Genomic DNA, 13,628 nt, shown 5'->3' with positions numbered 1-13,628 from the left:
ATATAGGCCTATAGATTAGGCGTTGTCCTGAAAAAAATCAAGGGTTTATCCACAATAATCTTGACATATGTAAAAAATTTGATGCACATTTTGCAACAACAAAGGCATCGTATCTAAAGATTGACTTAGATACATAAAACATATATGCTGTGTGCATCTATGCTGTATCACCCAACAGCCCAGCCCGCCGAGTAAAGCACACCCCCTATGACCTGGCGCGACCCCATTGAGCCATTCGAGAAACGCGAGCCCCCTCGGTTCGACCGCCCCTCCGTTACGGTGGATGTGGTCATCCTGACCCTGCGGGAAGGACACCTCCAGGCCCTGTTGGTCAAACGCAAAGAGCACCCTTTCCTCAACTACTGGAGCCTGCCTGGGGGCTTTGTGCAAATCAACGAATCACTAGAGGAAGCAGCCCTTAGGGTCTTGCGGCAGAAAGCAGGACTGGAGGGAAGAGTGGGTGGGGCAGGCCGGGAAGGGCTGGGCCAACACCCGGTTTACCTCGAGCAGCTCTACACCTTTGGCAGACCTGGGCGCGACCCGCGCGGGCGGGTCATTAGCGTGGCCTACTATGCCCTGGTGGAAGCCAGCCACCTGCAGGAAATCCCCGAGGAACGAATGCTCTTCCGGCTGCGCCTGGTGGAAGAAGAAGGCCGGGCGGAAATTTTCGATGGCAAGCACAAGCGCTACTCCTTGGCCTTCGACCATGGTGAGATTCTGGCGGTAGCCATCCAGCGGGTTCGGGGGAAGCTGGGCTACACCGCCATCGGCTTTGAGCTGCTGCCTGAACGCTTTACCTTACGGGAGCTACAGCGTGTGTATGAAACCATCCTGCAAAAAAAGCTCAACAAAGACTCCTTCCGCCGGAAGATGCTGGCCTCGGGCCTGCTTCAGGCCACCGGGGAGCTGGAAAAAGGCACCGGCTTCCGCCCCGCTGAGCTATACCGCTTCAGGAGAGAAGCATGAAAACCGCTGTGTTCATCGGGCGCTTCCAGCCACCCCACCGGGCCCACCTCGAGACCATCCAGCGCGCGCTGGCCCGCTATAACCGGCTGGTGGTGGTGCTGGGCAGCGCGCTGTGCTACCCTACCCCCAAAAACCCCTTCAGCGCCGAGGCACGCGAGGCCATGATCCGGGCCGCCCTGAGGGAGGAAAACCCCGAGCTGGAGGCCCGGCTGCACTTCGTGGCCGTGCCCGACGACTTCTACGACGACCCTCGCTGGTTCCGCAGTGTGCGGGCGGCCATAGAGGCCATCACCGGCCCCGGGGCCCAGGTGGTCATCACCGGCTACCATAAGGACCAGAGCAGCTACTACCTGCACGGCTTCGGCGACTGGCCCTTCGAGCCCAGCGGGGTGGTGAGCCCCCTGAGCGCCACCGCTGTGCGCCAGCGCTACTTTGACGGCGACGAGGCCTGGAAGGCCATGGTGCCGGAGGCCGTGCGGCACTACCTGGAGCAGTTTGCCCAGAGCCCTGAGTACACCCGCCTGCAGGCCGAGTGGAGAACCATCCAGCACTACCGCGCCCTGGAAAAGCGCTACCCCTACCCCATCCTTCATGTAGCCGCCGACGCCACGGTGCTGGCCCAGGGCCAGGTGCTCCTGGTCGAGCGGGCTGGGGCCCTGAGCCGGGGGGCCTGGGCCCTGCCGGGGGGGTATGTGGAACCCCAGGAGACCCTGCTCGAGGCCGCCTTGCGCGAGCTGCGGGAAGAGACCGGTCTGGAGCTGGCCCCCGCCTGGCTCCACGCCACCAAGGCCTTCGACTATCCTGACCGCAGCCTGCGGGGCCGGGTCATCAGCTTCGGCCACCTTTTCGACCTGGGCCCCACCCCACCCCCCCCGGTGCAGGGCCGGGACGACGCAGGGCGGGCCTTCTGGCTGCCCCTAGACGAACTCCCCCAGCACCAGGCCCGCTTTTTCGAGGACCACTACCAGCAGATCCGCTGGTTTCTGGAGAGAAAGGAGCCATTATGCAACCCCTCAACCCCCGCAACCTGATTCTCAACACCGACAGCTACAAGGCCAGCCACTTCGCCCAGTTTCCCAAGGGCATGACCTTCGGCTCTTGGTATATCGAGAGCCGGGGGGGTGAGTCTAACTTTGTGCGCTTTTTCGGGCTGCAAGCCTTCCTGATGGAGTACCTGGCCCCAGGGGTAAGCCCCCAGGACGTAGAGGAGGCCCAGGCAGTCTTCCAGGCCCACGGCCTGCCCTTCCCCTACGAGGGCTGGATGTACATCGCCCGGGAGCTGGAAGGCCGGCTACCCATCCGCATCCGGGCCGTGCCGGAGGGCCTGGTGGTGCCGGTGCACAACCCTTTGGTCATCATCGAGAGCACCGACCCCAAGGTGCCCTGGCTGCCGGGCTGGCTCGAGACCGCCCTGCTGCGGGCGGTCTGGTACCCCACCACGGTCTGCACCGTCTCCTGGGAGATTCGCAACCTGATCCGGGAGTACCTGGAAAAAACCGCCGACGACCCCGAGGCCGAGCTGCCCTTCAAGCTGCACGATTTCGGTGCTCGAGGGGTGAGCAGCCTGGAGAGCGCCGGCCTGGGTGGGATGGCCCACCTGGTCAACTTCCAGGGCACCGACACCGTGACCGCCCTGATCTATGCCCGCAACTACTACGGCGCCCAGATGGCCGGCTACAGCATCCCGGCCATGGAACACAGCACCGTGACCAGCTTCGGGCGTGAGGGCGAGGCTCAGGCCTACCGCCAGATGATCGAGACCTTCGGCCAGCCGGGGGCCTTGTTCGCCATGGTGGTGGACTCCTACAACCGCGAGCAGGCCGTGGGCCAGATCATCGGTCAGGAGCTGCGCGACCTGATCGTGCGTTCCGGGGCCACCGCGGTCATCCGCCCCGACTCCGGCGACCCCCCTTACGTGGTGCTGCGCACCGTGCAGACCCTCGAGGCCCACTTCGGCGCAACCCTCAACCGGAAGGGCTACAAGGTGCTCAAAGGGGTGCGGGTCATCCAGGGCGACGGCATCAATAAGCACACCATCGGCAAGATTCTCTTTTTGCTGGAGCAGTGGGGCTACAGCGCCTCCAACGTGGCCTTTGGCATGGGGGGGGCGTTGTTGCAACACCCCCACCGCGATACCCAGAAGTTTGCCCAGAAGCTGCACCTGGTCACGGTGGACGGCCAGACCTACGGGGTGAGCAAAAGCCCCATCGACGACCATGGCAAGGCCAGCAAGAAAGGCCGACTGGACGTCATCCAAGACGAGCGCGGCATCCGCACGGTGGAACTGGAAGGCCCCACCCCTCATCCTAAGAGCATCCTGCAAACCGTCTTCGAAAACGGGGCCATTCTAAAGCGCTATACCTGGGAAGAGGTGCGGGCCAACGGCTAGACGAAGGCAACCCCCGGGCCAGCCCAAGGGAGGCCGAACAGGTGGGCCCAGGTGGCCCCCAGGTCGGCAAAGGTGGCCCGGGTGCCCAGATCCCGGCCTGCCAGCCCTGGCCCCACCGCCAGCAGCATCCCGTACTCGCGGGTGTGGTCGGTGCCGCGGAAGGTGGGGTCGTTGCCGTGGTCGGAAACGATGAAGAGGTAGTCCTCCGGGCCTAAAGCGGCCAGCAGCTCCGGCAGGCGGGCATCGAAGTCGGCCAGGGCCTGGGCGTAGCCTTCCGGGTTGCGGCGGTGGCCGTATTTGGCGTCGAAGTCCACCAGGTTGGTAAAGATAAGGCCGGAGAAGCCCTCGCGCATCCGTTCCAGGGTGCGCTCTAGGCCCTGGGCATTGTCGCCGGACTTCACCTCGAGGGTAAAGCCCCGGTGGGCGTAGATGTCGGGGATTTTGCCCACCCCCACCACCTCCAACCCTGCGGCCTTGATCGCATCCAGCACATTGGGGGGAGGCTCTAAGGCAAAGTCTTTGCGCAGGTCTTCCCGCCGGTAAAAGGCCCCCGGCGGGCCCTCGAAGGGACGAGCAATCACCCGGGCACAGGCCAGCGGCCCCACCAGCATCTCCCGCGCCACCTGGCACCAGCGGTAGAGGGTCTTTAGGGGAACCTTGTCGATGTGCGCCGCCACCTGAAAGACCGAGTCCGCCGAGGTGTACACGATGGGCCAACCGGTGCGCAGGTGTTCCGCGCCGTAGTCGCGGATGGCCTCGGTACCCGAGTAGGGCCGGTTGAGCAGATAGCCCTCTACGCCGATACGCTTACAGTAGGCCGCCAGAAAATCCTGTGGATACCCCTGGGGAAAAACCTGAAAGGCGTTTTCCAGGTGAATCCCTACAAACTCCCAGTGGCCGGTGGAGGTGTCTTTACCGGGGTTGACCTCCACCATCCGGCCAAAAGCCCCTTTGGGCTCGGCCTCCTGAGGCAGGGTATGCACCCCCGGTACGTGGCCCAGCCCGAGCGCGGCCAGGTGGGGAAGCTGCAAGCCGGTCTTGAGCACGGTGTGGTCGAGGGTATCGGCCCCCTCGTCGCCAAAGGTATGGGCATCGGGCAGGTAGCCCAGCCCCACCGAGTCCAGCACGATGGTGGTGATCTTCATGCCCCCAGCATACCGGAGGGGCTTCCGCCCCTCCGTCCCCAAGCGACCTTCAATGCGCCGCGCGCGGCGCATTATCTCAGCAACGAGGCCGTGCAGGTTCCTGCATCCTTGAGGTCGCTGTTCTGGCCGCCTCTGTATTGGATGAAGGTCTGGAGGATTCCGCTCAACCTGGCAGGGTCGTTCTGCCGCTCAAAGCGGCAACGAACCACCACCACGCCACCGTCCGAGCGGGCTTCCCCCGAGGTCATATCCAGTAGAGCGACCCCGTTCCCTATGTAAAAGAAGGCTATAAGGGTGGTACCACTTCTGAAGGCAGCGCTACCCTTGGGGTCTCCATCGCTATCCAGCTCGCTAAGGGTAACAATGGCGCTGTCATCCAGGTTGGGGCCGCTCACACTGAGTTGCCAGCGCTGCCCCACAGCCAGGCGAGGAGGCCAGGCCGCCTGGGGCTGAGCTGCACGCAGACTTGCAGCACAGGTTCCGATCTCTTCTGCATCGGCGTCGGCGCTTCGGATCACAAACAGCTTGCCCTGGATAACCCCACTCCCACTTTGGGGGTCGAAGCGGCAGCGTACCAGTGGAAAATCGTCGTTGAGGTTGAGGCGTAGAACGTTATCCCGCAGGAAAAACACCGCCTGGGTTCGACGGCTGCCCAGGCTGGCTGTGGCGGTAAAGTCGCCGTCCGCATCCTTCGGGCCCACCACCAGCGTCCACTCGCCGCTCCACTGCCCCCCTGAACGCGTAGCTGCCAGGTCTGGCCGGTGCTGATGGCTGGGGGCCAGGCACTTGCAGCAGCTGTCTGCGGTTGGGGTGGTTGGGGCTGGGGGGTGCTGACTGTGGGAGCCCGGTTCACCAGACCCGCTACGTTGGGGCCTATCAGGCCCCAGGCCAGGGCGATAGGACGCATGTAGGCAGTACGGGAGTTCCCCTGCCCCGACACCCCCCGGGTGTGAATGCCGATCAGTTCACCGTCCTGGTTGTAAATACCACCCCCCGAGTTGCCCGGGCCGGTCTGGGCATCGTGCTTGATCCATTGCTTGCCCCCACTCTCCATGTCTTCGCCGGTGAACCCCCCCACCACCCCGGTAGACAGGGTGATGGTCAGTCCACCGGTTCCCTGAAAGCCAAAAACATAGATGGGGTCGCCCACAATCAGCTTGTTGGAATCGCCAATAAGAACGCTCGGAAAGGTCACATTGCCGATGGGCTGACCATTGGCCGTACGGGCGATGCGGATAATCGCCAGGTCAAGGTTGGGATCAGCAGCCACTACCTCGGCCTGATAGCGTATCTCGGGAGGTTGATCCACAAAGCGAATGGTGCCCACCAAGATGCGTGCGCAAGACGGCGGTTCTCGAGGTCGCCAATCACGTGGTAGTTGGTGAGAATATACCCCTGGGGACTGATCAGGGTACCCGAACCATGACCGTTGCCATCGGTAATGAGCACCGTTGCCGCAATAATGCGTTCACGCACCTCACGAGGCAAGGTTTGGGCCAGGGCCACCCCCCAGACCCATAGGGCCAATAAGCCTACCAGGCCGATGCGTCCTCCGGTTTTCATAGTAAACCCCCTGAAGCCATACGCACATCTGAAAGGGCGTTCTTCTGGCGTTTGGGTTATGCTAGCAGATGCAACGGTCTAAATCTGGTTTATTTGCCCCTTGGGTTTAAATCCAACCCACCTGTCAAACCGCACATGGCTTCCTCAAACCACCGGTTAAGATAGGAGGGGTCGAGGTGGTTCATGGCGGTAACTTCTCCTGCGCGAATTTCTAAAACATCCCTTAAACAGCAGTTGCTACAGTTTTTCAGCGCTACCTTAAAACCCTTGTACTGGTGGTACGAAAAGCGTGTAGAAGCCGAGGTACGCCAAGGCCCAGTACCGCGGCACCTAGGCCTGATTCTAGATGGCAACCGCCGTTTCGCCCGGGAGTTGGGCCTAGAACCCCACCAGGGCCATGCCTTTGGCGTACAAAAAGCCTACGAAGTCCTGGAGTGGTGCCTCGAGCTCCGCATTCCTACCGTGACCATCTGGGTCTTCTCCACCGATAACTGGGGCCGCAGCCAGACCGAGATCGAAACCCTGATGAATCTGTTCGTGCAAGAGGCCCGGCGCATGGCCCAAGACCCCCGCATCCACGCCCACAAGGTACGGGTCAAGGTCATCGGGCGGCACGACCGCTTCCCTCCCAGGGTGCTCGAGGCCCTGGAGGAGCTGGAAAGGGCTACCGCCCACCACAACGGAATGCTTCTGAACATCGCCATGGGCTACGGCGGGCGGGAAGAGATTGTAGATGCGGTCAAGCGGTTGTTGCTCGAGGCTGCCCGAACCGGCAAGTCGCCGGAGGAGTTGGCCGCTGAGCTGGACATGGCGCATATTTCCGAGCGGCTCTATACCGCCGGGGTCCCCGACCCCGACTTCATCATCCGCACCTCGGGCGAGATTCGACTCTCGGGCTTTTTGCTGTGGCAGGCAGCCTACAGCGAGTATTACTTCTTTGATGCCTTCTGGCCGGCCTTCCGCAAGGTGGACTTTTTGCGGGCGGTGCGCGACTACCAGAAGCGCGAACGCAGGTTTGGCCGCTAGAAAAGCGGCAGGGCCGGATCATCCCAGACTAACCCGCCCGTAGACCCCCAGTACACCGCAGATACCCTGCCTACCAGGGACGTTTGTATGCCCGTGCCTAGGCTAGGCCCTCGAGGCCAGGTTCAGAATCACCACCCCCACCACAATCAAAACGATGCCCAGGGCGATGGTTCCATTCATGGGTTCCTTGAGTACCAGCCAGCCCAGCAGGGCGATTAGGGCCGTGCCCAGCCCCGACCAGACCGCATAGGCGGTGTTGAGAGGAATGGTCTTCAAGGCCAGGCTCATGAAGTAAAAGGCACTGGCATACCCCAGCACCACCACCAGCGAGGGCCCCAGTTTGCTGAACCCCTGGGAGGCTTTGAGACCAGTGGAGCCAATTACCTCGGAGACAATCGCCACCAACAAAAACCACCAGCCGCTCATACTTCTCCTCCCACCCTTGCCCACCCTTGTGTGTACAATACAGGCAATGATCCGTATCCTAATCGCCGACGATCACGCCTTGTTTCGTCAAGGGCTCAAAAGCCTCTTAGAGGCCGAGCCCGACTTCAAGGTCATGGGGGAAGCCAAAGACGGGCGGGAAGCTTTGCGCCACGCCCTCGAGGCCCACCCCGACATCATCCTGATGGACATCCAGATGCCCGGCCTAGACGGGGTACAGGCCACCCAGGAAATCCTAAGGGAATGGCCCCAGGCCAAGGTCATCATGCTGACCATGTACCGCCAGGATAACTACGTCTTTGAAGCGGTCAAGGCTGGGGCCCGGGGGTACATGCTCAAAGATGCCGACGCCAAAGAACTCCTGGAGGCTATCCGCCAGGTGCACCAAGGCGAGGTGCTGCTCGATGCCGAGCTGGCCGAGAAGATCATCCAGGACTTCAAGGCCAAGCAGGAAACCGCCCCCAAGGCCCACGCCGAACTCTCCGAGCGGGAAGTACAGATTCTGCGCCTGGTTGCCCAGGGATACACCAACCTCGAGATCGCCAGCGAACTCTCGCTTTCGGAGAAAACCGTGCGCAATCGGCTAAGCGACATCTTCCAAAAGCTGCACCTCAACAACCGCACCCAGGCCGCCCTCTACGCTTTGCGCGAGGGATTGGCGGAAAAGAACCCGGAATCGTAAGCAAAACCCTCCGCGGGTTTTATCTCCCAGGCGGGCCTGGTTCTGCCCCCAGCCGTCCTCCTCAGAACCCCCATGAGCAAACCTACCCATCCAACCTCCCTCGATCCGGTTCTGTTACTCAGCGAGATCGCTGAAATCAGCGGGGAGAAGGCCCGCGGGGCCTGGGCTGCCGCGCAGCTTCAGGCCCAGGGATTAACCCCCCACACCGATGCGCTGGGTAACGTCTGGGCAGGCCAAGGCCCCACGCTGCTGGTGGCCCACCTCGACACCGTTCTCGACCCTGCCCCCTTACAGCGGGAGAAAAACCGCTGGTATGGGCCAGCCGTGGGGGATAACTCGGCGGGGGTAGCGGTGCTGGCCGCTTTAGCAGGCAGGCTGGCGGAGCTGGGCTGCACCGTAGCGTTCAGCGTGGGGGAGGAGGGTCTGGGCAACCTGCGCGGGGCTAGGCAGTTGGTCAAGGCCCTAAAGCCCCAGCAGATGATCGCCGTTGACGGCTATCTGCCCGGCGTGGTAAGCCGCTCGGCGGGCTCTCACCGGCTAAGGGCCCGCTTGCTGGGGCCAGGGGGACACGCCTGGGGGGATCGGGAAGCCCCCTCACCGGTGCCGGCCTTGGGGCAGGCCCTGGCCCAGATGTACACCCTAAAGCGCCCCAGCGATACCAGCCTGAACGTGGGCCGCCTGTGGGGGGGCGAGGCCATCAACGCCATTCCCCGTGAGGTAGGTTTCGAACTAGACCTGCGCGCCTTGGAGGCTCCGGTACTCCAGCAAATGACCCAGCAGGTGCGCGAGGTGCTAATGGAGGCTGCCCGGCAGTTCAACATACGGCTGGAAATCGAGACCCTGGGGGAACGCCCCGCCGGCATGACCGTGACCCCGGCCATGCTGGAAGCCGCCCGCCTGGCCCTGGCAGAGGTGGGCCTCGAGGCTCAGTTTACCGCCGGTTCCACCGACGCCTCGGCTGGGGTAGAAGCCGGCATCCCTGCCCTAACTCTGAGCGTATACCGAGGAGGAGGGGCCCACACCCCGGAGGAGTGGGTTGAACCGGACTCGCTTTACCTGGGGGCCCAGGCCTTGCAGCGATTCATCGAGCGGCTTACAGGATAGCCGCCATGCGCTCTAGGGCCTTGCGGATATTTTCCTCGCTGGTGGCGTAGCTAAAGCGCACGTGGCGCGGCGCAGCAAAATCGGTACCGGGTACCACCGCCACCCGGGCTTCCTGTAAAAGGCGCAAAGCGGCCTTGTTTTCGTCGGGGTCAAGGCGAGAAACGTCGGTCAGAACATAAAAAGCCCCGTTTACCCGAGGAGTGGGCAGGCCCAGCGCGTTTAGCCCCTCCACAATCAGGTCGCGGCGGGCCCGGTAGGCCTCCCGGGCCATGGCGATAAACTTCTGCGCTTCCTGCACGTTGTTAAGGGCCTCGACCATGGCCCACTGGGCAATGGTGTCGGGGCTGGTGGTGGACTGGCTCGAGACGTCAATAATGCCCTTGATGACCTCCTTGGGGCCACCCGCATAGCCGATGCGCCAGCCGGTCATGGCAAAGGCCTTGGCCGCCCCGTTGACGGTGATGGTACGCTCGGGGGCCACCTGGGCCGGTGAGAAGTGCTCACCCTCGTAGATGAGGTGCTCGTAAATCTCGTCGGAGACCACGTAGAAGTCGTATTTGTTGGCCAGCTCGGCAATGGCCACCAGCACCTCCTTGGGGTAGACCGCCCCGGTAGGGTTGCCGGGCGAGTTGAGCACGATGGCCTTGGTGCGGGGGGTAATCCGGCGCTCGACCTCGGCAGGGTCGGGGATGAAGCCCGCCTCCGGGCCGGTGCGCACCTCCACCGGCACCCCCTGGGCAAAGCGAATCATCTCCGGGTAGCTCACCCAGTAGGGGCCAATCACGATGACCTCATCGCCTGGGTCGAGGATGGCCTGGAACAGGTTGAACAGGCACTGTTTACCCCCTACCGTGACCACGGTCTGGTCGGGGGGAATCTCCAGGCCGTTTTCCCGCTTGAACTTGGCGCTGATGGCCTCGCGCAGCTCAGGGATACCCGCTGGTGGGGCATACTTGGTCTTGCCAGCCATCATGGCTTTTACTGCTGCGTCTTTGACAAACTGGGGGGTGTCGAAATCCGGCTCACCGGCGGTCATCGCGATGAGGTCGACCCCCTGGCGACGCAGCTCCAGGGCTTTAGCATTGACCGCCACGGTGGCGGAGGGCTTCAGGGCTCTAACGCGCTGGGACAGGCCTCGCATACCGTAGATTCTCGGGGCTTTAGCGGCTGGGGTCAAGTAGAATGGCCGTGTTGGACTACGCGATTGGCCAAACCCTGCGCATCGAGTTCTGGAAGTACCCCGCCCACACCCTACACTACTGGTGGGAGGCCCAGGTATGTGAGCTGCGCGAGGGCGCCGTGCTGGTTCACATGCCCCTGGGCTTCAGCTTTCACCACGTCAGCAAGCAGCGGCGGGTACAGGTGGCCCACCAGGCCTACGTAGCCTTCTGGGTGGGCCGGTGGTACTCGGGAGGGCCCGACCTAGACGCTGAAGGCCAGGTGCTGGAGTACTACTGGAACATCCAGACCCCGCCCCGCTTTGAACCAAAGCGTATCTGGCAGTACGACCTGGAGATTGACCTCAAGTGCCGGGCCGACCACACCTGCCAGATCTTCGACCTCGAGGAGTTCGCGGCCAAGGCCCCGCTCTACCCTGCGGAATGGGTAGAGGAGGCCCTCCGTGCGATTCGGCAGGTCGAACAGCACATGCGCCAGCGGGCCTGGCCGGTGCGCCCTCCCGGGCCGGGCCGGCCCTGGCTGGAAAGAGTTTAGGATGGTTTAGGATGGAGTGCTGCCTAGTGAGGGTCTTATGAGCCATATTCGGGCCGAGCGCCTTTCCAAGTTCTACTCTGTGGCCCTGAAAGAACCGGGGGTTGTGGGCACACTCAAGCACTTTTTCCGCCGCCAAACCCGGCGGGTGGAAGCGGTGCGGGAGGTCTCCTTCCAAATTGAGCCGGGGGAGGTGGTGGGCTTTTTGGGGCCCAACGGGGCAGGCAAGACCACCACCCTCAAGCTCCTAACCGGCCTGATCTACCCCAGCGCCGGACAGGTGGAGGTGGCCGGGCATCAGCCTTTCCGGCGAGAGTATGCCTTCCTGCGCAAGATCACCCTGGTCATGGGCAACAAGCAGCAGCTCCTGTGGGATCTGCCCGCCATGGAGAGCCTGCGGGTCAACGCAGCGGTGTACGAGCTCGAGCCCGCGGTGTTCAAGAAGCGCTTAGGCGAGCTTAGCGAGATGCTAGGACTAAAGCAGCAGCTTTATCAGCCGGTGCGCAAGCTGAGCCTGGGCGAACGGATGAAGGCCGAGCTTCTAGCCGCGTTGTTGCACCAGCCCCAGGTCTTGTTCCTGGATGAGCCCACGTTGGGGCTGGACGTCAATGCCCAGGTAGCGGTGCGGCGGTTTTTGCTGGAGTACAACCGGCGCTACCAGGCCACCATCCTGCTCACCAGCCACTACATGGCCGACATCACCGCGCTCTGCCCCCGGGTACTGATGATCCACCGCGGCGGACTTATCTACGACGGTTCGCTAGAAGCCCTGCTCGAGCGCTTCGCCCCCTACCGCGAGGTGCACCTCCAGCTGGCCAGCCCCCTGGATCAGGCACACCTGGCCACCTTCGGCCAGGTACGGGCCCTAGAAGGCCTCGAGGCCCGGCTGCTGGTGCGGCGGGAGCATCTGGTGGCCACCGTCAGCCGCATGCTGGCCGAGCTACCCATCGATGACCTGGAGGTGCGCGAGCCTCCTATCGAAGAGGTCATCGGCCAGGTTTTCGCCGAAAGCCCGCCCCTGGTTCACCAGCCGTGACGACTCCCCGCTCTTTAGAGCGGGGCTTCTCGGTTCTCACGGGACGGCCCACGCCGTACCCATCCCCGAAGGCTCCGTCCGAGCCCATCTGCGGTCGGGTACACGCCCCGACCGTGCCAGGACATTGATGGCCGCAGCCACATCCCGGTGAAGAGAGGCCCCACAAGCGGGGCAGGTGAACGCCCTGACCCACAAGGGTTTCTTCTCCCGGTGCCCGCACACCGGGCAGGCCTGGCTCGTATATTTTGGGTCTACGGCGATGACCCGCCTACCAGCCTCCGCCGCTTTGTAGGCGAGGATGTGCAGAAACTGCGCCCAGCCTGCGTCCTGCACCCCCTTGGCGCTGCGGGAGCGGGCCAGGGCTTTGATGTTCAGGTCTTCATGGACTATCGTGCCATAGCGGTTTACCAGCCTCCGGGCTAGCTTGTGGTGGAAGTCTTTGCGCTGGTTGGCGATTTTGCGGTGGAGGGCAGCCACCCGCTTTCTGGCTTCCTTATGACGGTTGCTCCCCCGCTTCTTCCTGGAGAGGGAGCGCTGCGCTCTGGCCAGTTTGTCCTCGGCCTTCTGGAAGTACCGGGGGGCCTCGACCAGTTCCCCTTTGGAGGTAACCAGGAAGTGGGGGTGGGTGCCCAGGTCGATCCCGATTTTCTCGTCGTTTAGAGGAAGCGGGTTGGGCTTTACCTCGCAGACGAAGACGATGTACCACGCTTCCCCCTCCCGCTTCAGCGTGGCGGTCTTGAGCCTGCCTTCCAGCGGGCAGTGAAGTTTCATCTTCACCGAGCCGATGCCAAAGAGGAGCACCCGCTTCCCGCCCTCCTGGAGCTTGACCCCGGTAGTCCCGGCCTGGGGGAAGGTGAAAGAGTCGTAGCGCCCCTGCCCCTTGAAGCGGGGGTAGCCTGGGTTCTCCCCATGCTTGACCCTACGGAAGAAGCCCTGGAAGGCTTTGTCCACCCGCTCGATGACGTTCTGCAAGACCTGGGAGTGGATGCCCTTGTATTCCGGTAACTCGGTGCGTACCTCGGGCAGGCTTCGTTTCTGCTGGTAGTAGGTGACGCTCACCCCGGCCTTCTTGTAAGCCTCTCTACGCTCCTGCAAGGCGGCGTTGTAGAGGTGGCGGCAAAGCATCAGCGTTTTGTCCAAGTCCCGCAGTTGGGGTTTGGTGGGGTACAGGCGGTACTTGAACGCTTTTATCATTGTCCACCGGACACTTACGCTGCCGCTCGATAGCCTAGCACATCCGCCGCCCACTATGCTATGTCCTGTAATCGGTCAACACATGTGAGACTGGGGGGCCGACTCCTCTTGCATCATAGCCAGGAACTCCAGGGGCGCGAGGCCGTTTAGGGCCCGGTGGGGTCGCTCACGGTTGTAGTGGTCGAGGTAAGCGTCAAGCTTCTTTTGGAGCTCGGGGATCTGCGAGGGTAAGGGCCGGGTGTAGAACTCGTCCCTGAAGGTCCGCTGCATCCGCTCCACGTGACCGTTGAGCTTGGGGCTCCTCGGGGGAAGGACGAAGAGCTTGACGCCGAGACCTTCACAGGCCTCCTCAAATTCCGACATGAACTC

General features: G+C 62.8%; 15 protein-coding genes and 1 pseudogene. 8 read left to right on the top strand and 8 right to left on the bottom strand.

All coding sequences use genetic code 11. From position 1 onward, the window contains the following. Positions 1-207: 207 nt before the first annotated feature. The 3 genes from G552_RS0106860 to G552_RS0106850 are packed head-to-tail and all read left to right on the top strand — an operon-like array spanning position 208 to position 3,355. Positions 208-966 carry an NUDIX hydrolase gene (locus G552_RS0106860; protein WP_036270422.1) on the top strand — a complete coding sequence of 253 codons (759 nt, stop codon included), beginning with the start codon at positions 208-210 and terminating at the stop codon, positions 964-966. Then, positions 963-1,997 carry a bifunctional nicotinamide-nucleotide adenylyltransferase/Nudix hydroxylase gene (locus G552_RS14940; protein WP_051195718.1) on the top strand — a complete coding sequence of 345 codons (1,035 nt, stop codon included), beginning with the start codon at positions 963-965 and terminating at the stop codon, positions 1,995-1,997. The genes G552_RS0106860 and G552_RS14940 overlap by 4 nt, the downstream gene beginning before the upstream one ends. After that, a complete protein-coding gene (locus G552_RS0106850; protein ID WP_027882362.1) occupies positions 1,970-3,355 on the top strand; it encodes a nicotinate phosphoribosyltransferase in 1,386 nt (461 codons plus the stop codon). The genes G552_RS14940 and G552_RS0106850 overlap by 28 nt, the downstream gene beginning before the upstream one ends. Here G552_RS0106850 and G552_RS0106845 read toward each other — a convergent pair. From G552_RS0106845 to G552_RS16245, 4 genes and pseudogenes are all read right to left on the bottom strand, one after another. Beyond that, complete coding sequence (locus G552_RS0106845; protein ID WP_027882361.1) at positions 3,352-4,500, bottom strand: phosphopentomutase; 1,149 nt, start codon at positions 4,498-4,500, stop codon at positions 3,352-3,354. The genes G552_RS0106850 and G552_RS0106845 overlap by 4 nt on opposite strands. 71 nt (positions 4,501-4,571) lie before the next feature. Further along, a complete protein-coding gene (locus G552_RS16490) occupies positions 4,572-5,204 on the bottom strand; it encodes a hypothetical protein (RefSeq protein ID WP_027882360.1) in 633 nt (210 codons plus the stop codon). A 215-nt stretch (positions 5,205-5,419) separates the two neighbouring features. Then, positions 5,420-5,770 (bottom strand): annotated as a pseudogene (locus G552_RS17070) (S1 family peptidase); the annotation flags it as partial. Beyond that, entirely contained in the window at positions 5,770-6,063 is a 294-nt protein-coding gene (locus G552_RS16245; protein WP_156890689.1) for a hypothetical protein, read from the bottom strand. The gene G552_RS16245 and the pseudogene G552_RS17070, both read right to left, overlap by 1 nt. Positions 6,064-6,246: 183 nt before the next feature. On the opposite strand from G552_RS16245, the gene G552_RS0106830 reads away from it, so the two are divergent. Continuing rightward, positions 6,247-7,089, top strand: coding sequence for an isoprenyl transferase (locus tag G552_RS0106830; protein ID WP_084640390.1), 843 nt, complete (start codon positions 6,247-6,249; stop codon positions 7,087-7,089). A 102-nt stretch (positions 7,090-7,191) separates the two neighbouring features. On the opposite strand, the gene G552_RS0106825 is transcribed toward G552_RS0106830, so the two are convergent. Continuing rightward, positions 7,192-7,515 carry a DMT family transporter gene (locus tag G552_RS0106825; protein ID WP_027882357.1) on the bottom strand — a complete coding sequence of 108 codons (324 nt, stop codon included), beginning with the start codon at positions 7,513-7,515 and terminating at the stop codon, positions 7,192-7,194. 46 nt (positions 7,516-7,561) lie between these two features. Between G552_RS0106825 and G552_RS0106820 the strand changes: the two genes are divergently transcribed. Next, a complete protein-coding gene (locus tag G552_RS0106820; RefSeq protein ID WP_027882356.1) occupies positions 7,562-8,215 on the top strand; it encodes a response regulator transcription factor in 654 nt (217 codons plus the stop codon). Between the two features lie 72 nt (positions 8,216-8,287). After that, the gene (locus G552_RS0106815) at positions 8,288-9,319 is read left to right on the top strand and encodes a M20/M25/M40 family metallo-hydrolase (RefSeq protein ID WP_027882355.1); all 1,032 of its coding nucleotides are present in this window, start codon (positions 8,288-8,290) and stop codon (positions 9,317-9,319) included. Here the strand turns inward: G552_RS0106815 and G552_RS0106810 are convergent. Continuing rightward, on the bottom strand, positions 9,309-10,460 hold the full coding sequence (locus tag G552_RS0106810; RefSeq protein ID WP_027882354.1) for a pyridoxal phosphate-dependent aminotransferase: 1,152 nt from the start codon (positions 10,458-10,460) through the stop codon (positions 9,309-9,311). The genes G552_RS0106815 and G552_RS0106810 overlap by 11 nt on opposite strands. Before the next feature lie 41 nt (positions 10,461-10,501). On the opposite strand from G552_RS0106810, the gene G552_RS0106805 reads away from it, so the two are divergent. Both G552_RS0106805 and G552_RS0106800 read left to right on the top strand, forming a co-directional pair. Then, positions 10,502-11,032 (top strand): ribonuclease FAU-1 family protein, encoded by a 531-nt coding sequence (locus G552_RS0106805; RefSeq protein ID WP_036270421.1) that lies wholly within the window; start codon positions 10,502-10,504, stop codon positions 11,030-11,032. Positions 11,033-11,069: 37 nt separating this feature from the next. Next, on the top strand, positions 11,070-12,065 hold the full coding sequence (locus tag G552_RS0106800) for an ABC transporter ATP-binding protein (RefSeq protein ID WP_027882352.1): 996 nt from the start codon (positions 11,070-11,072) through the stop codon (positions 12,063-12,065). A gap of 36 nt (positions 12,066-12,101) precedes the next feature. Here the strand turns inward: G552_RS0106800 and G552_RS0106795 are convergent, their stop codons facing one another. After that, positions 12,102-13,259, bottom strand: a complete 1,158-nt coding sequence (locus tag G552_RS0106795; RefSeq protein WP_027882351.1) for an RNA-guided endonuclease InsQ/TnpB family protein — start codon at positions 13,257-13,259, stop codon at positions 12,102-12,104. 75 nt (positions 13,260-13,334) lie between these two features. Then, on the bottom strand, positions 13,335-13,628 hold a 294-nt coding region (locus G552_RS14935), incomplete at its 5' end, for an integrase core domain-containing protein (protein WP_036270419.1).

This window comes from Meiothermus rufus DSM 22234 (assembly GCF_000423425.1).
GTDB classification, from domain to species: Bacteria; Deinococcota; Deinococci; order Deinococcales; family Thermaceae; genus Meiothermus; species Meiothermus rufus.
The sequence above is the reverse complement of the archived record's forward strand: the minus strand, read 5'-3'. Positions and strand labels throughout refer to the sequence as shown.